The 21,219-nt window shown below is 56.8% G+C and carries 7 protein-coding genes and 1 pseudogene; 3 read left to right on the forward strand and 5 right to left on the reverse strand.

Translation table 11 applies throughout. The features are described 5' to 3' along the window. Positions 1–256: 256 nt before the first annotated feature. The 3 genes from CO666_RS32000 to CO666_RS35095 form a co-directional block, all read right to left on the reverse strand. Positions 257–5,668 (reverse strand): hypothetical protein, encoded by a 5,412-nt coding sequence (locus CO666_RS32000; protein ID WP_097603632.1) that lies wholly within the window; start codon positions 5,666–5,668, stop codon positions 257–259. After that, positions 5,665–15,192 (reverse strand): hypothetical protein, encoded by a 9,528-nt coding sequence (locus tag CO666_RS32005; RefSeq protein ID WP_141506787.1) that lies wholly within the window; start codon positions 15,190–15,192, stop codon positions 5,665–5,667. Before CO666_RS32005 ends, CO666_RS32000 begins: the two co-directional genes overlap by 4 nt. A 762-nt stretch (positions 15,193–15,954) precedes the next feature. Then, positions 15,955–16,344 (reverse strand): twin-arginine translocase TatA/TatE family subunit, encoded by a 390-nt coding sequence (locus CO666_RS35095; RefSeq protein WP_342588136.1) that lies wholly within the window; start codon positions 16,342–16,344, stop codon positions 15,955–15,957. 704 nt (positions 16,345–17,048) lie between these two features. Here CO666_RS35095 and CO666_RS32020 point away from each other — a divergent pair. Further along, positions 17,049–17,450: a hypothetical protein gene (locus CO666_RS32020; protein ID WP_097603634.1), complete on the forward strand. Its 402-nt coding sequence runs from the start codon at positions 17,049–17,051 to the stop codon at positions 17,448–17,450. Between the two features lie 23 nt (positions 17,451–17,473). Continuing rightward, positions 17,474–18,082: a matrixin family metalloprotease gene (locus CO666_RS32025; protein WP_097603635.1), complete on the forward strand. Its 609-nt coding sequence runs from the start codon at positions 17,474–17,476 to the stop codon at positions 18,080–18,082. Positions 18,083–18,282: 200 nt separating this feature from the next. On the opposite strand, the gene CO666_RS32030 is transcribed toward CO666_RS32025, so the two are convergent. Then, a complete protein-coding gene (locus tag CO666_RS32030) occupies positions 18,283–18,555 on the reverse strand; it encodes a hypothetical protein (RefSeq protein WP_126925238.1) in 273 nt (90 codons plus the stop codon). 195 nt (positions 18,556–18,750) lie between these two features. Beyond that, positions 18,751–20,340, reverse strand: a complete 1,590-nt coding sequence (locus CO666_RS32035; protein ID WP_097603637.1) for a hypothetical protein — start codon at positions 20,338–20,340, stop codon at positions 18,751–18,753. 461 nt (positions 20,341–20,801) lie between these two features. On the opposite strand from CO666_RS32035, the pseudogene CO666_RS32040 reads away from it, so the two are divergent. Then, positions 20,802–21,059, forward strand: a pseudogene (locus CO666_RS32040) (transposase); the annotation flags it as partial. Positions 21,060–21,219: the final 160 nt, after the last annotated feature.

Consider the following 21,219-nt stretch of genomic DNA (forward strand, 5'->3'; position numbering starts at 1 on the left):
GTTGCTTCCGTGGAATTGGACGCCGCCGACCGTCAACGCTCAAGCGGCCTGACCTGCGGCCTTCACCGGAGGCTTACGTTTCACAAGGAGTTCGAAATATCTGGATCGTCGGATACAATCCCTTCAACTGCATTTGACACAGCAGCGCGAAGTCAATCACGCAATGACCGGGCTGGCGTCTCATTGGCTTTTGTCCGACTCAGCCCTCGTTAATGCATCGACCCTTACCGCTTGCGCACAACAGACTCTTCGTCTGTCACGGCGCTGTTTCCAGAAGCTCCTTCGTTGTTTCTAGAAAGGCGATGCGCGCGCTGAATCGTGGCCCGGATGTCTCAAAGTTGTCCGGGGAGAACATGGTGTTGAGGCCAATCGGTTCGGCGCGGTAGGTTGCGGGCATGCGATGATCCACTTCTTCCACATAGCTGACAAATCGCCCCGGACCGAGGTCGCGCAGTAACCCTGATGGAAGGTTGAAATCGACCTTCCACACAAGTTCGTCGTTCTCAACTTCTGCTTCCGCGAGAACGGTCTGCCCGAGTTCGTCCACCTGGAGGCCCTCGAGAACGCATGGAGTCCGAACGAGGCTAGGCCCGATGCCGGTCTCATGGAACACGGCAAGCCGAATCTTGGGCATCCTGAGCAGGTCGAAATTCTTAACCCATTGGCCAGTTTCGTTGCCCGGCAGCGTCCCAGGGTCAAGATCTTTGATATCGAGCGAACCCATGCCACGCACGACAAGCTCCAGCATGCGTGCCCCGTTCTCCGAAACGCCGTGGTCGATCAGGTCGACGTTCCGTTGCGGCAAGAGCTGCATCGTCACGGTTACCGGCTCCGACACCATGATATCTTGCGTGATTGACAGCTTCTGGAACCGGACCAACCCGAACCTGACGAAGGGTTCCGAGGCACGGATCGGCTTCAAATCGATATCAACAAACCACTCTTCCCGGTCCAGGTCGAAGCAGGGCTCGTATGTCAGCAGCGAGACCTGAAGGAAATCGTATGCCGGTTTGGGATCTACCTGTCCGTTGCCGTTTTCATCAGGCACGGGCGGACTGGCCCTGGGAATCGGCATATCCACCGTTTCCTCATAGCCAGGCCTGTGCGGGCCTTTGTCGAGCTTGGAAAAATCCTCGAACGCCGCAGGTGGTATGAAATTCCCCATTTGAGGGCTTGGGTCCCGGCGGATGGGGTCACCTCCCCAACGTGTGACAAATGACCCACCAGGCCCTAGATCCCGATCCTCGAAATCTCGGAGATTAAGTTCGCGTTGGCCAAACTTGATACGATCCCGATCGACGCCGATGCTCAACAATTCCCGGTACTTGGGCGGCCAGAGCACGATTCCGATTCGCTCGCCTTCACCCGAACTGAACCAGGAGCGTCCGAAATAGAGCCGGGTGCGAGCTTGGCGAACCACACTATGTGTTATCGAGCCCTCTACATCGACAGCCGAGGCACGGGTGAACATGAAGGAAGGCTCGGGTCGACGAAGGTCCGGTGCTGCCGGTCTCGCCGACGATTTTACATATACCTCGATGGAGGAAGTGTTCAGAATTGCTTGTTCAGACCGCCGCAATGGTTGGCGCCGATAGAGCAGTTGCTCCGTGCCCCCACCATACACCGGCGCCGTTTCGAACGCCGATGCGTGGCGGCAGACAGAAATCAAACTGAGCTTGAGCTTGCGCGCCAAAGTATCCTTGAAGATATACGGCTTCTCGGCCTTTAAACTGCGCGTCGGCTTTACCACGTCCAACGCGCCGTCCTGCATGGCCTGGCGGTGTGAGATGGGCGCCGTGCTGCCCGACACGAAAAGCGGCGCAAGCCAGATCGGCGTCATGCGACCAACCGGGGCTCCGAAAACGGGGGCCCCCGGATGCTCGACGGGCGGAATGGTCGGAGAAAGGCTCTCCGGCTTCGGAATCGTGCAGAGATTTGTCTTGGGGTCCTTGATATGCTCTATCAACTGACCCACCGCGCCATGCGTAGGCAGGTTTCCGACGTTGAGCAGCGTTATCTGCTGCGTTGGAAGTGTTACGGCTCCGTCTGCCCCGACGTCGAAGCCAACCACGTCTCTTGGAGAAACGTAGGCTTGTTTGCCTTCTGACGTAACAAGTTTCGGCCAACGCCCGGAACGTTTGGAGATCGTGCTACGCCCGCGTGTAGGATCATCAAGCTTCGAGCCGTCAGCACCGACCGTTTGGGCGACCACCACGAAGCTCTCGACCATGGAGAGATCGACATCCACGGTCGCGTCCAGCAGCACGCCGTGCGCGCCGTGCTCATCCTTGAGCGGCGGCTTCAGTATTTCCTCGCACGTATAAAATTCCGAATGGCGAAAGGTTTTGGCTGCGCCTTCATGCCAGCTTGCCATCAGCGGCTTGTTGACGGCGTGACAGACCCGAAGCTTGGAGACGGCCGAGATTTCCTCGATTGGCCAACGCGTCCGGATCGCGTCAATCATATTGGTCGCGATCTTGAGAAGTGTCAGGTCGTCCGGCACGGCGGCACCGCCGATGCCGGTCAGTGACGGGTTCGACGTGGAGACCTTGCATGCTTCGGCAATGTCCTCGCCACAAATGTCGGTCAGTTGCTTAAGACCGGCTTCGTCTTTTCCAGCGGCCGCGAGCTGAATAGCGGCGGCCTCCACGATGGCGAATCGTTGCTTAAGCATTTGAGGATCCGGCAGGCACGCAACCTCCAGATCAAAGTCTTCACCTGGATAAAGGGTAACGCTGACATGCTGCACCTGGGTCGACGAAGTCTGCTGTGCCTTGGGAAAGGTGCCGGCGGACGTCATCCAACGCGGACCGGTGTGGGTCGCAATCTGGTCGATTGACGTCGGATGAGACGGTCGCAAATCCTTACCGCCTTTTCCCGCCTTGGAGACGACGATCACTAGGGGCAGGATGTGCGGATAGGCCTTCTTGTCGTAGACGCTGACGAGGACGTCGCCCGTAAGATAGCGGTCGCTGCCTCTGATCCTGGCGCGGATTGAATAGCTGGAGATTGCAGGATCCGGCAGATAGCCGTCCTCCCCGTCCTTTGTGGTATTATTGCCGCCGGGCTGGAACACCGGTATGCCGCGCTCCGTTGACTCGGGGGCGGCGGACACAAGACGTCGGTAGGCCGCGCCCTCCCGATCGAATGTGTCTCTGATCGTGGTAATGGCCACGGGGAAGCCGCTCGGCTCGGGCTCGGGATCCTCGGGCACAACCGTCTTTGGCGGCCGCTTCGGGGTATAGGCTACGTCACGCAGCCCGCCTCGACGGAGCGCCGTCACGTTCGGGGTCTCGTCCAGCTTGCTGTGCCGTACGACGAGCTCAAACGGCACCTCCGGCGGAATGAAGACACGTGTCGTTAAATCAGGCACGGCTCGCGTGCTTCCCGCGACATATTCTCCTCTTATCGGATCGGTCGCGCTGATCGGGTCCATGTTGGACGGCGCATCGCTCCAGGATCGGACGATAGCCTGGTCGACCTGTTCGTAGCCCATCCGTAGTGAGATTCTCGCAGCTGCCAGCCGCGCCGGCAATGCCAGCGTTGGCGCTGCGATCTTCTCGTGCCGCAGGAAACGGCGTGGCTGCACCGTACCGCCGATACCCCTTGGCAGGATCTCGTCATCTTGGATCTTCTTGTTCCTTTCCGGATCGATGGGATCGGGGGATCCCCCGCCGAGGAACATCGACCGGAATCGGAACACATAGGGATACCCGAACCGAAGAGGGGCAGGCCGGAGTTCTTTCCCAGCGGCTTCTTTTCCCGGAAGATCCAGTATCCGCGCGAATGGCAGCATCTCATCGGGCTGTTCCTGCCGCTTGGGACCATCGGTTAGGACGCCGCCTGGTGTTCCATCCCAGAGAAATATGGCTTCCTCCGTGATCACCTCATAGGTGGCTTTTTTATCCTCCTCGTCCTGCTGTTGGTCGTCCGGCATTTTCGCTGCCATCGGCATGAGCCGGGCGGCGACCTGGAACGAAATCTCTTCGCGCACGCGTTTGCTATCGTGCACGGTCACCAGCTGGGAAAGAATCGCCTCGAGCGTCTTGTCGTCCGGCCCGAAATCGTAGTCGATGTAGCGGCGAAGAAGGCTGCGCCATTGGAGTGCCGAAACAGGCGTGCCGCCCTTTGCCGCGGCGACGTCGACATGTCGGCCGATCGTCAGTTCCTCTGCATGCAGAACGACGATCTCCGGCGGCGTTGTCTTCTCATCTCCGGTCTGCAATTTAGCTAGGGCAAGATCGCGAGCGACCTGCGCGGCGCGTCCCCTGTCCAGAATGGTGAAGCCGGCGGTCGTTTGGGCCTCCCCGAGATCGCGATCGCGCGACTTGGAACTTACCGATCGGCGCAGATCCAGTGATGTCAGGTCGTAACGATCCATCGGGGCTTCGTCTGTCCCGAGGGTCGCCCCGATTTTCCAAACGCCATTGCTCTGTTCAACCAATTTAGGCAGCAACAGTTTCTTGCAGCTGTTGTCGGCACCGGTGAAGATGAAGGCCTCAAATGCGGAGACGGGCCAGAAGCCTTCGGGGTTCAATCGCGCAGCCGTCGCAACGGGTCTGGACGTCGATGCGGCGGAGGGCTCGATCGCCAGATGCAGGTCGACGGATGATGTGTTCTGCTGCCCAAGCGATGCCAGAAGAGCAGCCTCTTCGATTTCGAAATCAAAGGTCAAGCCGAAAAGCCGCGATAATGTCGGGTCACCCTGAATCGCGAAAAAGATACCGCGCAGCCGATCTAATGCCCGTTTTTGCGGGTCGTATTCCGGGGACGTCTTTTGTTGCCGCCAAGTGCCATATTCGTGCGTTGCCCGCCGGATATCGCGATCTGTGGAGGCCGAGGCTTGGTCCTGCGCCACACTTGCCTGCTGCGGCACGATCGATGCCGCGGGGGCCACCGAATTCTCGTCGCTCGGCGCTTTGCCCTTGATGATGTCGCTGAACAGCTTTTCGGTCGCAGCTCGCTCGGCTTGGGTATTCTTAACGACTTCCTCGAATTTTTTCTGGTAGTCCACTTCGCTTGGTTCGATGTCCTCCAGCACCGCGCGAGGTCCTCGCAGCTGTTTTGCTAGAATCCGAGCTGCACGTTCGCCTTGCTCTTCAATTGCAAAATCGCTCTGTCGAATTGGCAAGACTCCGCGAATGATATCGGGGGTCGATGGGTCATACGGTTTCGCCGGGATATCGCCATCTTTGTTCAGCGCGACCTTCGGATCGTAGCTCGACTTGAGGTCGGGCGTCTGTTTCTTGCTGTCGAGCGAGTTTTTTATGTCCTGGGCCAGAGATTGCAACTGATCAAGCGGAACCAGCGTCTTTTTCCAAAGCGCGTCTATCTTACGCCATGCCTTCTCATCCGCATAAGCGATGGGTGCAGTCAGTTGCAACGGCAGCTCTTTCCAGTTCGGCGCGGCTATCTTCGGGGGAATGCACTCTGCCGTGATAAGCCGGAAAAATAGCTTCAATCCGTCGGCGAAGGGCCATTGGGTCTTTTTTCTCAGGCGCTCGGTGATCTCCGCCGGCCAGTTTTCGAAGGCGAGTGCGCCGTCGGCGCTATCGACGAGTTCGGGCGTCGCGACAACAGTGAACTTCAGATAGTTGGGACCACCTTTCGGTTTCTTATATCTTCCATTGGCTATCACGCGTAGCAGTGGCAGGACATTGACCGTCATACGAGTAGTCCTTTCAGGAGGCCTTTGTCGAAATACTGAGAATAGCTATCCCAGTCCGACTGTCCCTTGGCGCGAACGGTGAGGCCACTATTCGTCGGTGCACCGGTGATGATGGGATCGATCCATGCGCCGTCTTCGCTCAAACGAGCGAAGCGCGTTCCGCCATCCTGCTGCCGGTGAAGGGAGGCTTGGCCAGAACCAAGCTTCTTTTCCTCGCGGGTGGCGGTGATGCTGTATTTGTAATCAGCGAAGCCGAGGGAGAAAGAGAAGGAATAGATCGCCTCGCCATACATCTTGCCATCAGCGGACTGTCCAAGCCGGACATAGAGTGATGTCGAGAAATGAAAGATCCAGATACTGGCCGAACCACCGGCGAAGAACGTTCCGTAAAGTTCCGTGGTGCGGCGGGTTTGGCCGTCCTTCTTTACCTTGATGATGCGGATGAACACGCCCGCGGATATTCGTACATTTGCCTCGAGCGGTCCGTATCCGATCGCCGCCCCGCCACCATATTCGAACGAGGCTTCGAAACCGCGCACGCCGTCTGCCGCAGCATAAATCGAGAAATATCCCGAACCGACAAATGGAAAGACACCCATGGTAAACGGTGAGAGGCGCCGTCCCAGCGAGACTTTGAACAATGATTCCTGATTGTCGAACGGCAACTCCGCCGAAACGTTCAGGCTGACATTGAAGAAGGACGTCGCGCCGACTCCAATCGTTCCGAGGTTGATGCCGTACCCGACCTCTATGCCGGCCCCGCGCGTCATCGGCTGGATGAAGACGCCACTCCCCTCCTTGGGGGTGAGAAAGCTCTGCAGCTTCTGGGCGAATTCGAGGTCCCTGCCAATGACAAAGTCCAGATACTTGACGTCGAACCTGGGGCTGGTGTCCTGGCCTATGGAGAAAGCGGCACCGTCGAACTTGAGGCGCAATGCATCGACAAGCCCGCCGATCAGGTAAATATCGAAGGGCCCGATATGAGCGGTGGCGGCGAAATCGGTCTTGTGGTTGAGCAGATCCACCGACGCACGAACCGCGATACCGAATTCAGCGCCGTCCTTGGGCTGGAAAATGGCATCGCTGCCGGGCGCGTGTTTGATGGTCGATTTGAAGTCGTAGGAAAACTTAGCCTTGGTTGGGATCAGCGCGGCGATCGCGTCCTCGATCTGGTCGCGGAAATTGCCGAGATCGATCGCCGCCAGGACATCGCCCCGAAGCGCGTCCTTCGCCATGTCGCCCGCCTGGGTCACGATCAGTTGCGGCGCCGCGACGCCCCCGGACCAACCCGTAAACAGCACGACAATTCTGCGGCTCAGCGCCACACGGGCTTCCGCCGTGAGCGAACCCGCATTTGTCCAGTCCTCGAGAACCTTGAGTTCCTGGGCAAGGCGATCGCAATTGGACAGCGCGTCGAGATCCTTTGTCGGATCATCGAGCTTGCAGACGGGATTGTCATCGGCGAGTCCCGGTATCGGCGCGACGAGCAGCGCCTTGCGCGCGAAGGGCGCGAACAGCGAAATCGATCCCACGCTTTTCAGCGTTGTGTCGCGAACCTGTTTGATGACGGCATAGCTCCGCCCAGTCGTCCAAACGAATTTCGCTTTCTCGACCGCATAGGAAATTACGGCATCGCGCAACAATGCCGGTCCACCTTCGAGCCGCCGCAGCAGCGCGAGCGCTTCTTCCTGGACCCGATCCTCGAGGTCTCGCAGAGCCTTTTCCAGATCACGAAAAGTCCTGCTTCCGCCTGCAGCCGAAAAGAACTCAGAGAATAGTTTGTCGGCAATCTTCCCCTGCAAGAGTTCCTTTATCGACGGCGGCTTGGTCGGCAATGCTAAGCCGCCAACTGCCGCGATATGACTATTGATGCTGGTCAATGCCTCCGTGAGTTCGGTGATCTCCGGCGTCAATGTGAGCGAGAGCTGCTGCGCAAGGCTCTCCAGCTCGTTGACAGCCCCGATGACCAAGTCAATCTGGTCTTTTGCGCCGCCGGTGGTCGTCTTGATGAGCTTCACCCCGAGATCCGCCACGGTCCAGACGCAGTCGATGATCTTCTGCTCGGAATCCGCCGTCTTCGTCTTCAGGTCCCTGAGAATTTGGGCGTTGGTGGATGTGAGCGATGGCAGGTTCGGCTCAAGCCGCGTCGCCACAGCCGCGACAACGGCGCCGGCGCCAACGACCGGTCCATGATCCTTCAGGAATGTCGCCAGCAGATCGACGATCTCTCCGAGTTCTCCGGCAACGTTGCGGCCGAGCATGCGCAGGTTGCTCGCCAGCGCTCCGATGCTTTCAATTCCCGCCTTGTCGAGTTTCGCCGGCGGTTGCCAGTCGCGCGCGACGAGCTGCATGTCGACCAGATGGCAGTAGAGCTTAGACAAGGAGAGGATCAAATTCTTGTCGCCGCTGTAGACAAGCGCGGATACCGCCGCATGAAGTTTGAGGGCCTCTTTACTGAGGTCATCCGGCAGCGCCGGATCGTGCAGCGGCCCGGCACCCCCATCCAGTTTCTGGATTTCGGCCTTGGCCGTGATCAGGCTCCTGATTGCTTCGCCGATCGGTGCGAGCACCTTACTGCTGGAGGTGCCCGGCAGCACCAGTGGTTTCGTCTTATCTTTGTCGAACTCCGTGCAAGCGGCCGCTTCCTCCATCAATGCGGCGGGATCGGCCAGAAGCGGGTCTTTTTGCAAGAATTCTGCGGCGGGCAACAGGTTGGCTGCGATTTTCGCCGAGATATCGTTTTCAAATTTCGCCTTGATCGCATCGGTGTTGACGCCGAGAACCGATTTTGCGAAATCGCCCGAAGCCATCAGGATCCGTTCGGGATCGCCTGACGTGATGGCCTTGGCAACGCCCTGCGCCTTATCGACGGCGAACGAGATCCATTCGAGGCCCCTCGTGACGGCAATCAACTGCTCTGGATAGCGCTCGAAAAGTGTATCCACCGCAATGGACAACGCATAGGCAGCCCAGGCTTCCTTTTTGTCGGTGGCCGCCTTCGCAAAAGTTTCAAGTTCCTTCCTGGCGTCCTCGATCGGTTGCTTCAGATCCGCCTGGATCTTCTTTAGAAATGCTGCCGCACCAGCTTGCCCGGCCGCCTCGGCGCTCTTGCCGTCAAACAGCGCCTTAAGGGCTTCGGTAACGGCGTCCCGGGTGGCGGTCTTGATCGACGCTTCCGCCGCGGCGATTATCCTGGGAGCGATCCCGCCGCTGCCGGTGACGATTGGCCATAGCGACGTCAGGTTGCCTTCCGCATTGGGGTCCAGTGACAGCAGGAGTTTCCGGACATTCAGTGGCGGGGCGCCGAGGGGAAGCACCGCCTCGATCTGCGCGGCCGCCTGCGTGGGGTCGCCGACACTGTCAAAGAGCCAGTCGGTGATCTTGACAGCGATTTGGCGCGGCGTTCCCACAGTCAGAACCGTCGGAAGCAGTTTCAGCGCTTCGATGATCGGCCTCAACTGCGTCAGCACTTCGATCAAGTCATTGAGTGTCCCGGTGAGCGATTGCTCCAACCGCTCTACCGGGTTCGATGCGACGATGGCGAGGTTATGAATGAGTTCGCGGGCCGCTGTGTAGATCTGCGCCAGTTTCGGAATAAGAGCCAAGGCATCTTCCGTCCCAAGCGCGTCGTTGAGCGCCGTTTCGACCTTTCTCAGCCCGCCATCGATCTCGGGATAGAGCTGCGCGAGGCTCAGGGGCTCCGGCTTGTTGGCGGAGCCGGGGGCCTTATTGAAGATTGCAGCCTGCCTGTCCTTCAGGTCCTGATCCAGCGCCTGCCACTCGTGGCGCAATTGCTGGATGACGTCTCGCAGAGGAGCAAGCACGCGGGTCCGGATATCATTGGCAAGACCATTGACCTGTCCTTCGCCCTCTCGCAGCGCCGAAGTTCCGAATTCATAGACTTCTTTCAGGATGGGGATATCGTCGGCCGTGATGCCCAGCAGGGCCATCAGGTCTTTCAGTCGTATCGTGCCAAGCAGCTTAGCGTCGAGGCTGAAAAATGACTGAACCTGCTTCACGGCCTCGCTGAGCGAGTCGCCCATGTCGAAGGGTGCGCTCTGGTCGTCGTTGTCAGGAAGCGGAGGCGGCTTGACGACCGGTCGCTTTATCTCCTCGTTAAAATAGCGGGCAAGCGACACCAACTCGCCATCGTCAAACTTCATTTTCTCAGCCGATGGGTCGTTAAAGTTCGGCTTTCCATCGCCAGCTTCCATGGAGTCGGCGGTAGGCGGCGATATGGCCCTTGTCGGCTCCCAGCGCGTGGATATATCGCCACCCAGTGGTCCAAATTTCCGGCTGATCGCGATCAGATGTGAGTTCGGTCTTGCAATGCCGCCGGCCCGGTCGCCGTTGCCACCCATGTCGAGGGACACAAGGTCCCGCAGATTAAGGAATACTTCTTTCGGGTTGGCATTCTCAGGTGTCAGATCTGGCAAACCCTTCGCGACTGGGTCGCCGGGGAAGCCATAGAGCACGTAGTGGCCGTCATATTGCACTTCGATCGACTTCGGGCTGCCGCCACTCAATTTCTCGACCGGCCCAAGCCGAATAATTGCCTTTTGAAGCATCGGATAGAAGGGTGGCTGACCCGCGCCCTCAAGCACGGAGGTCGTTTCGAAATTCGGCAGTTCCTCAAGTTGACCCTCCCAGCTCTCGGCCGTCGCGGAGCGCGTCCGGCCGTGCGCGCGAATATGAATCTTGCTGGTCTCGAACTGCGCCTCTCCGGACTTGCTGTTTGGCGCGTAGTCGATCTTCAGTCCACCGATATCAAGCTCGCGCCGGGACGCGGGCGTGAATTTATTGTACTGCTCGACCGCTGCCTTCAGAGATTCCGCCGTGGTCGCGGCAATATTATCGACAAAGATCATGGGCAGCGATGTCGGGGTGCCGTCGATCGTGATTTCAAAGTGATAGAAGCCGTTCGCGGTGATGTCCGTCTTCGGCCAAAAGGCGATTCCGGGCCCGTTTCCCAGGAATATGCTCCCGTTTGCACTCTCCCTGTGTCCGTCACCGACCTGCCCGTCGATTGGAAAGGTCGGATCGACAATATCAGGTGTCTTGTCCGCCAGAAGGCGGACCGTCTTGCCACACCACATCCGCCCGCCATGCGGCTGCCCCACCGCTCCGAAAAGCTTTTGACGCTCGGCCATCCGTAGATACATGCGCTGCCGGAGCATGGCCTTGATGCCCTGTTCCGGCGTTCGCAGGAAAATCCGCTCCGTCAACTTCACGAAGGACGCCTTGTGTCCGAGCGGCAGGAGGTAGCCCTTGTAGACGACCTCGGTTCGAACATCGCGCCCAAGAACAATGTCCTGCTGCAATGTTTCGATCGAAAAACCTTCGAAAATCTTGTTGCCGAGAAAGTCGTTCGCACCGGCGGAAGGATTGAAGGCCGTGTCGTGAAGCAGCGAGCCACCGAGTGCGCTGAGCGACAGCGCCTGGACGTTCAATGGCAGCGGCTTGTGGATGGCCTGGCCGTTCGCCGCATCCAGAATGGCGAAGGATTCCCCCGGCTCTATCTGGCCGGAATTCGCGATCAGGGCTCCGGCTTCGTCGACATTATTAGGGTCGTCAGGTTTGGCTGGCTGACGCTTGCCGATGACGGGCAGGCCATATGTCGATGACAGGAGAACCAACTGATGCCTGTCGTAAGCATCCAGCGAGGTTCGGAAGAATGTGTAGTTGTCCGTCGGCAGCGCCTTGCGGAAACCGGCTCGTTTGCAGATCCATTCTATCAGCCGATATCGGGACTTCTCAGGTTGTTCAGCGCACGCAGCCGCCCTGGCCGCTTCGATCTCCTCCTTGGTTGCGTCCTTGTTCACCGCCCTTTCGGCAGCCTCCGCCACGTCCTCCGGCGTGAGGGTTCCGCTTTCCATCTGTTCCGGGCCGATGAACCAGGGCGCATAGGGGCCGCGCGGCGGCGCGCCCTGACCCGGCAGCCGCATCTGGCCGGCGGACCGCCCGACGATGAGCGCGTCGGGACGCAGATCCGGCGAACCCACAACCCGCAATGTCGGCGGTGTGGCAATCGAGGTTTCCAGTCGAACGCTCCAGAGATCCCAGGGCAATGGACTGTGCGAAAGACTGCCTGCGGGACGCTCCCCTTCCTCGATCGCGATGCCTGACGGCTCGGCGTCACCAATTTCGATCGGTTTTCCGCCGCTCGACTGGGACAGGATTGTCGGCACCCGTCGATTGGTGCGCCAGATGGCATCCTGTGCCGTCGACAGGAAAAGTCGGGCGGGAAGCTCGATGGAAGTTTCGAAATCCAGCGGCTCGCCCGGGAACGGCTTGCCCTGCTTTGCCTCCGGATCAACCTGCCTCTCGCTCTTGAGCGTTGCGCGCACCTCCGCCATCCGGGTGTCGCCGGTTACCGCGCCTTCCGAGAAGCCCTGGAAGCGCAACATGGCATGGTCGCTCGGATTGGATGCCCTGCTGCCGGGCCGAGGCAGAATTCCGGACGGCAGCGCATCGAACAGCTTGCTCGCACGGCGGGTCACGGCAGCTTCGAACCGAGACCAATCGGTCAAGGCCTCGAAGGTGAAGGCAATCGGGAAATAAATCGTGTTGCCCGGCCCGGTATTGGCGGGAGAGTCGCCGGAGGTTCCCCTTATGTCGCCTTCGGCGGCGGTAACGCCAAGGGGCGGCTCGCAATCAATTCGGAATGCCAGACGGCTGCGGCCGGCGAGCCGCGCGCTGACCAGATCCGGCACCCGCTCTGACCCGAGCGCGAATTTGACAAAGTTGCCGATCAGGCGATCCGTCAGAACGTCAACCCTGATTTGCAACGGATATCCCGAAACTCGGTTGTTGAGCGACAGATACTCGGCGAGGAACCTGTTGGAGAGCGGGTCAGCACCGGCAGGAGGCAGGAATCCGAGGCGATCCTCGATTTGCTTGTCGGTGAGGCCTATTCTTCTCACTCCGAGATATTCAACTATTCGGTCTCGCCAGAAGCTCCTGAAAACTCCGTAGAGCGGCTCCTGGGACTCGAATATCGCCTCGTTGCGCTGTGCATTCGAGAAGTTGATCTCGTCCGAAACATTCGGATCAACGGCCGAAAAGAGGCGTCCGTCCTTGCGCAAACGGGAATCGGAGCGCGCGAGTATGTCGACCCGCCGGATCATCTCGCGAATCTCGCCCTCCACGGGACCGGCACTGCTCTCGCGCATCAGCATGCGCGCTAGGGCCATCCCGTCCGGGTCGAGGGCAAACGGACCGATGTAAGTTCGCTGGTCGAGAGGCATCGACGACGATGCCGCGTCGTAAGCGGAAGCGAGTGCTGCAAACGACTTATGACCAGTCTCGAAACGCACCTTCTGTTTGCGAACCTCCTCGCGAAACGCCGCTCGTTTTCTCGGATCCGCTTCTGCGTTCAAGGCTTCAAGGATTGCGGCGGTGGTCTTCATGTTGTCGGGGACGTCCGAATTCGTCTTTGACAGGTCGACATCGGGCAGGCCGGGGGCTTCGAGGCGGAAGATCGCCTCTTCCAGCACATGCTGCGGATCGAACTCCGCCACGAGGATCGGTCGTGTGTCGTGTATGGCTCCATCCGGGCCGACGGATATCCGCGCGTCCTCCTGCGAGGGGCGAATCTCCGGTCTTGAGCGATGCTCGAGCAACATGTCCTGGAACTTGAAGCGCAGCTTCATCAGGTCATAGTCGCGGGCCGCCGTTAGCGTCGCATCGCCAAGGTCGAACCTTGCGCGGCATGTATCGCCGGTCAGGTTCCCTAACCAGACAAAGCTCGATGAGATCGGGCGCGGATATTCGCCGTTCTCTAGGTGCAGGATCGGATTGCCGTCTTCATACTGCAGGCGAAGATTTGAACCGCGGAAAGTCAATCGACTGAAACTGGTATCCGGCAGTGCGTGGCTCACCGCGAACAGGGAGACATCGATATGTATCCGCTTCAGCACACCAGGATCGGCCGGATTTTCTTGCGGCCGGTCGTGAAGGACGAAAACCGATGCGTCCGGTGCGCCCGCGCGATCTCCGTTGGCAATCTGAAAGACGCGAGCGATCTGCTCGGAGGTCTGATCCTTCTGTTGCAAGGGCTCGCAGACGCCGAGCCGTCCCCTGCGGATATCGACCCAGAGGGGCGTGACCGTCGCCTCTTTCGTCTCCGCAGGATTCGTGTCGGCGTCGGCGCCTTCAGCCTGGGTTTCCTTCGTATCCGCCTGTGCCTCGGGCCTGCCTATGCGCAGGCGACCGACTGGCGAGACAATGTCCCCGACTTTGTGCCAAGGTGTTCCCGGAACGCCCGCGCGAAAGATGGTAGGTCCGATTCCTGTCGCCATGCCCCACAAGACGCTGCGCCGCTGGACTTCCAGCTTGCCGGGCGTCGTCGTCTGGGCGAGCACGAGGCGGGTGGCCGAAATGCCATCCGTCAGGAGCGTGTCGGTCTCGTGAATGGCTAGGATGCCATCACCGATGGTCAGGGCGGCGACCACTTGTTTCTGGGATGAGAGGAAGGGCGCCGATCCTACGATGACGTCGAAGCGCAATGTGCAAATGTCAGCGGGCTTGACCGAAACGCGGTGGCCTGTACCCAGCTGGAGGATGCCGGCCGGACTCGCGAGCTGGATCGCGTCGGGACCTACCGTTCCGGCAAAATAAGAAACTGTATTCTCATCGACTGGCGCGGCGTCGGACTCGGAATCTGGTTTGGCGCCCGTTGGTTGCGACTTCAACCAGCCAAAGCTGAAAGCGGACGCCTTTACCTGTCCGCCAAGCGACTGGACCATCGGACCGTTTCGGCCAATGACTGTCCACATCAAATTGCCGTCGATCGTTGCGCGAAAATCACCCATCCTTGCAGTGGTGTCAACGTGTCCGCCAAACATGCTGGTAAGCGTGGCCGATACCCGTCCACTGGCGATATCCTCAAAAGGGAGCAGGCGTCCGAATTGCGCGGCGGACTCGCCAGTGGGCGGCGAGATGGATCGGAAAGCATGAAAATACGCCGTTCGACTACTTTCGATGGCTTCCGTCTTCCCATCGCTCATCAACCAGAGATTGGTGATGTATTGTATCGTCCAGCGGGTGCTGGGACGCTCGAATTTGAATGCTACAAAACCGCGCCCTTTCGAAGGGCCGCTGAATCGCAAGCCGTATTCTATGTTCCGCACATAGACGACGCGCGGTGAGGCCGCGACCGGGCCAATTGGCAGTTCCTCAGGCTGTGCCATATCGAAATATGCGCCGGAACCAAATGCAGCGGACGGAATGACCCAGTCGCAGACGACCTTGCGCTCATCCGGCGTTTTTGCTTGTCCCGTACCGGCTGCTCCTGGATAAACCTCAACCTCTAAGACGGTAAGCCTTGATAAGTCCGCCGAAAGATTGAATTCCAAGTCGTACCAAGTGTGGTTGGCAGCTTCATTGGATCCGGCATAGGTCAATGCCGGGCTGGCCACCAGCCCGCTCAGCAGACTTCTGCGACTAATAGTCGGATTTATGAATTCTTGCCAGCCGACGGGTTTAGCGTCGAACGGCAGTTCGCCTGCTCCCTTAAAGGGCATCGACTCCTCCCACAGTGTATAGCGCGCGGAACTACAATATAAGCTTGTATTATGATCTGATTTATGTCAATGATAATGTCTATCTAAATGGAGAATCGTGGAGGGGAGGTAGGCAGCAGGTTTTCAAAATGAACAATATCACAAGAATATTTTGAATTAAGGTGATATTCGCCAATCCATAATTTTACCCAAGACTAAATTTAGATGAGTGCAGTAGAAAAGATATCTTAGTATCGTCTAAAATGGCTTAATATCATATTTGAAGGCAGAAGTTTACTCATGATTGTCGATATAAATAAATTATTTATGCCAGTCTTTTCGTTTCAATAAAACAAGAGTTAGAAGTATAATGTGGAACTTCGTTCGATCGGTACACATATATTTCATGCGTGCGGTTTGTAGCCTCGCGGATGGTGATGGCGCGGCCGATCGTCGGAGCTGGAGAGCCTCGTAGTTTCAGCAGCCTCAATACCAAGATCGCTTTCGTGCAGACGATTGCCGGAACTGGACAGTGCCTTCGACAGAAGGCTAATTAGCGTCGGAGCTCGATTTCAACCTCACTCCGATACCGCTCGAGCCGAAGGTTGCTTTCTCCTATTTCTATTCGATGACGTCCTCCACTGACCGGGTTCGACGAGGGCGACCAGCCGCCGACGGCCATCATGACGAATCTCCGCGGTGGGCATCACAGCCCGTTCCTGCCATGAGACGCAGGAAACACTCGGCTTTTCGGTACCAGAGGAGGAGGGTAAACGAGGACTTTTAGGATTGGGGCGGCGATAGCCGCCCACCCGACAACGCGCTCTCGTTGTCGCTGGGAGACTCAGGGCTAAGGTGAACAGAAGACGGCGAGCTATCGGCGACGGGCGTAACCTTATGGACCGCCGCGCCATTGGCGAGTTCATGCACTTCCCGACGAAAGCCGCCAATGCCTTTGCCTACGTCCCCCAAGAACGTGGAAATGCTGCGTCGCCCGAAGAGCAGCATGATAATGGCAAGTACAACCAGCCAATGCCAGGCGCTAAGTGATCCCATCAGCATTTGACTCCTGTATCTCGTGTGTAGCTCATCGGGTGCTCGTAGCGCGATCGCGTGGGTGGCAAACACGCGCCTCGTCAGCCAATAAATCTGTAAAGCCTCACCAATCTGCATTCTGAAAGCAAAGATAACTAGAGCCGCGCCATTTCAAGGCGCAGTCTATAATTATCATAGAAATGAGCATGCCGTTAATTGCAAAGAATGCAATAAAAAACGCAGCTTGTCTATGATCGTGAAGAAATAGTATTGACGATCATAACGATTACATAGATTTTATTAGATAGGCTGGCGCCTTTGGGGTGGTAATGGCTAAAATGAGGGATGGCCTTGAGCCGTTTGCTTGATTGCTGCGCATCGCCGCGACACGAAATGGTGCCCCTCAGTTGGCAGGAGGTCACCAACCCGAGTTTGACGCGACGTGTGGTTCCTAGCGGACTTGTCGCTATTCCGGCTGCCTTTTACCTTAGCGCGGGGAGGACAGGCATCCCAGACCAACTCGCGTTTCCCGTCCACACTCAAAGACGAATTCGAATTGTCAGGAACTGTTCTACGCGAATTGGCCAAAGGCCGGGTGGTTCTCTACCGTGAAGAGGCTGATCTCCGCATGCCGGCCACCTATGCGAACGAATTCCTATCGGGCCTTGACGCTCTTTTTGATGCAACAACGTTCGTCGAGTCGGGCCCTCGATTTCCGGTTCGATTCCCTTTCCGCTTCCGTCAGGACGTGGAAATGTCTGATCCGCCGCCAATAACGACGATATAAGTGAGTGCCGAGACCAAGACGGGAAGAGGAAGATCAACGCAACGGAGGAAAGACGATGGCAGTACTATTCATTCGACGAGCACTCATATTCGGCGCCGGCGCCGGTTGCGCGCTCGGCGTTGTTCGACCCGGCATTGCAGCCTCGCCACGCATCACGATCGAACTGCGAAATACGAACGGCTCGGTACTAACGACGCTTCGACTCTACAAAGACGATAAAACCTGGATCGACATCAACAATGACGCGTCACCTCTCAACGCCGTTCACGGAACTGTGGACGATCAAGCTTATAATCAACTCCATTGCCTGGATGACGCCGGTAACGAAGTCGTTCGATTGGCCAACTGCAATTGGGACATCACGCAGGGCTTCCACAATGCTGGCTTCTGCTACGGCTGCAAAACTGGGTTTGAGAAACAGCCCTCCTGGTATTGCACAGGTGTAATCAATGTTTAGTTAGCTGGCGCTGGGAAACCGAAATGTTGACTGCGACGAAAAACACGCTCAAGGGGCTGTCAAAATGGATGGCGCGCTCCACTGCTTTTTGTGCGTTGGCGGCCACTCTATTCTCGGCCGCAGCTGCTAGCGCTTACAAGCTGGAAGATTGGAATTGGAAATATCAGGCCAATCCAATCGAAGCTCGCTTCGTGATATGCGAGCAGGACGCGCCATCCGGTGCTGCGAGCGTTATCAAACAGGCGGCTGCCAAGTGGAGCTATTCGAAGCTCAAGTTCTCGTTCGAGGCCAACAATTGCCCGCAAGAGCGTCCCCTAAACTACGTCGAGTTCGTTCCCCTCAACGTCACTGGTCTGACCACCGCTCCGAACGAGTTGGGAACGCACAATACCAAGCGTTGCCTCATCCAATTCAACAAGAGCAAGCCATGGTATGCGGGTACGGGAATGCCAGGCGGAAATCAAAATGACCTATTCAGTGTTGCTCTTCATGAGTTTGGGCATTGCATCGGTCTGCTTGATATTGACGACAAGGGAGCCGTCATGAACGGCAAACTGGATGTCGGCAAGGTTCTGCGAGATCTCGCCTCGGATGATCTGGCCGGGCGAAACGCCATCTATGGAATGCCCTAAGACTGAATCGGCTGAGAGTGTCGAAATTGCGGGAAGACGTTCAACGTCGCGCCAGCTATCGTTTCCGCGCCATTAGCCGATGCACTTGCTTTTGTCGGTTGACGTATCGTCATAAGAAGACTTTGCATCTTAACAGGCGCTTTTCGGGTTGGGAATGGTCCATGACTTCGGCTTTGACGGCATTCTCAAGCGGTGTCACCTCATTTGACTTGGACGAAGTCGGTCCATTGATCAGTGTCGTCCTTCATCCGAACGCTCACATTCGTGCGATCACTATTATATGTGACTGAAGTTACTTCACATTTGAATGGTCCAAAGCCGGTTACGGAATCTGGATTATTAGTGCCTAGCACAGACTGGGTTAGCTCAACGTCACCTATGTCAGGGTCAGACTTCAAGCTAACGCCGCTGATTTCTATCCGGGTTTTTGGAGTTCCTTCGCCGATAAAAATGACAGAAGTGATCGTACCCATTTCGATAAACTCCTTCATACTTGGCTCGCACGGATTAAACAGTTCACTGCTTGATCATGTTTGAAGATGGATTCAGACTCTAGTTGGGTTACATTCAGAGCAGAGCCCAGACGCCTGGCAAGATGCCGATTTGTGAAGCAGCGACGACTCAGAGCTCACCCCCACTAAGGAAGAGTGTCCCTAAACTGCCGCCGCTCACCCTCGCACGTTGATTGTCCGGCAAATAATCCCACCTGTTCTGACGATGCCGGGACCGCCACCCGTGTTATTTATAAACACTCCCACGGCGTATTTGCCATCAGGGCATTCAATCCGTCCATATGTACCATTCTTCTCATAGGCAGGCTGACTCGGCGAAAAATGTTCGATGCGATCCGTAATCTTTCCAAAGATTGCCGACGCAACGTCCTCGACGAGATCACTATGATAGCTACCTAAATCGGCCCCGATTGTAGGAACCTCTATTGGCCTGACGGCCGAGCCCTTGACTAGTTGGTCAACAAATGACGCTTCTACCGAATTCGCAACAGCATCAATCGAAACCACTTCCAGATCGATACTGGTAGGAATCCACATGCCGTTGCCACTTCCTTCATAGTGGATTTTGTTGTCATCCGTGAAATCTGTTTGCTTCTCGACAGATCCGCAATATGGATTTCCGCTCGTGCAGGACACTTCGTCATTCTCGCTAAACTTCAGACCATATTTGTTGTCGCTTTCGATAATTCGCTTAAGCTGATCGCTAGTCAAAGCTCTGCTTTCTGCGCCGGCGGACAACTTCCAGTTTTTAGAATCGGTCCTCTCCAGACGGCCCGAGATATGAATGGCGCTGCTCAACACCAACTTGGTGATTTCTTCTTCAACTTTGCTGCCCTTGGCCTCAAACTCCTGACGTTTAAAAACCGAAAGATTCTGAGCAAATTTGCTTGCGGCGCTCGATATAATTTTACCTGAAATTGTTCTGGTTCTCGTGTCTTCTTCACGGATTCCGCCTTGGCTGGAGCTCGAACCAAATCCAAGATGCCCACCAATATTTAAGCCAAAACCACTGCTACTTTGATCAGAATATGCTTGTATGCCCCCCTGGGCAGTTTCTTTGTCGAATATCTTGCGGAAGGCATCAGAGCTTTCGAACCCCTTGTAGGTTGCTGAAAATATATTTTCTTGTATCTCCTGTTGCTGCGCGTAAACAACTGCGCGCATGTCTCTCGCGTCATAGATATAGCGCAGTTCCGCGCATGTGGCACCTATCACTGCATCAATAGCATCAGGGGGCCTATCATACACGGTTCCAATTTCGGAGGGGAACTGGGCAACAATTCGCTCAGGGTAGTCACCATTACTCCGGACTCCGGTTTTTACTCCGATATAAATGTAAGGATAGGAAAATATCTTCGCCGGAACCACAGGATGTCCGCTAGCTTCGGACGCCAAGGCCGCTATCTCGTCAGTAACACCAGCTCGAGAAAATTCGAGAGGTATTCTTACGACGATCTTCTTGCCCGCACCTCCAGCGTTACAACCGGATTCCAACGACTGCTTAAACGATGTCCAATTCGGAAGCAAGAAAGGCAGCATATAGTAACGATCCTGCGTGGAATCAGGATCTTTATACAAGACATAGTCAACCCCGTTCAGCTTCAAAGGATTAACGCGGACAAATGGGTTGTGTGCCAGCCGCGAATCTAACTGGTATTGTGGAGAGGGCGTTGGGTTCAAATTTTCCTGTGCCGCGACCGGCGTAATGGCGACAAGCAAACCAACGGCTACAGCAATTCTCGACATTATCTCCTCCTTTTGCTTATGCTAAGCATTATTAGAGCCGCGTCTGTGGTGACTTCCCTATGGTGGTTGCGTTCACGCCACTGGAGTCCCAAATATTTAGAAGTCTTACGTTAGTCGGTTTCACGGCTTACCATCCCTTGCCAAATGGCGGTCCAAATTTAGGCGTCACCTTTTTCCCCTGATAATCGGGTTCGGACTCCGCACCTTCGACGGCTGTTTCTAACGAGCAAATATCTCACCCATGCACCACCATCGCACCATTGTTACTTATTTTGCCGAATTGTCGATATCCCAGGTTGTATTAGTCCCTAGCGGAACGGGGTGATTCAACTGGGTGATAGGTCTGAAGCGGATAACGCCTTTGTGTTACGAAGTAGCCATGGGGTACCATCAACTGAACCGCGCCGGGTTTGCCGGAGGCTCCAACTTGTGAGAAAGTGAAGCCGATATGAAGCACGACAACGAACAAATTTTCGCCTGAAGTCCGTGAGCGTGCCATCCGCATGGTGCTGGATCACGAAGCCGAACATCCATCGCGGTGGGCTGCCGTTTCATCTATCGCGGCCAAGATCGGCTGCTCGCCAGCCGCGCTGCATGAATGGGTGAAGAAGACTGAGGTTGATGGCGGCAAACGATCAGGTTTGCCGAGCGATGTTGCCGAGAAGATGAAGGCTCTGGAGCGGGAGAACCGCGAGCTTCGTCAGGCGAACGGGATCATGCTTCGTCATAGGACTACTCCTAGTATTTGCAATGGGACTTCCGGAACGAATCTTGATCTTTAGAGCGGCGAAATCCTCGACAATCGTAAGCGACAAGCCGTGGCCGTTCAGGCGGCGTAGTTCCATGGCATGAGCGCGTCGATTTCACTGCTGGGCCATC

The sequence above is a fragment of the Rhizobium chutanense genome, assembly GCF_002531935.1.
GTDB classification, from domain to species: domain Bacteria; phylum Pseudomonadota; class Alphaproteobacteria; order Rhizobiales; family Rhizobiaceae; genus Rhizobium; species Rhizobium chutanense.

Coding starts and splice junctions, on each gene's coding strand:
- CO666_RS32005 (WP_141506787.1), bottom strand. CDS start 15,192: ATGCCCTTTAAGGGAGCAGGCGAACTGCCGTTCGACGCTAAACCCGTC.
- CO666_RS32030 (WP_126925238.1), bottom strand. CDS start 18,555: ATGGGTACGATCACTTCTGTCATTTTTATCGGCGAAGGAACTCCAAAA.
- CO666_RS32020 (WP_097603634.1), top strand. CDS start 17,049: ATGGCAGTACTATTCATTCGACGAGCACTCATATTCGGCGCCGGCGCC.
- CO666_RS32025 (WP_097603635.1), top strand. CDS start 17,474: ATGTTGACTGCGACGAAAAACACGCTCAAGGGGCTGTCAAAATGGATG.
- CO666_RS32000 (WP_097603632.1), bottom strand. CDS start 5,668: ATGACGGTCAATGTCCTGCCACTGCTACGCGTGATAGCCAATGGAAGA.
- CO666_RS35095 (WP_342588136.1), bottom strand. CDS start 16,344: ATGCAGATTGGTGAGGCTTTACAGATTTATTGGCTGACGAGGCGCGTG.
- CO666_RS32035 (WP_097603637.1), bottom strand. CDS start 20,340: ATGTCGAGAATTGCTGTAGCCGTTGGTTTGCTTGTCGCCATTACGCCG.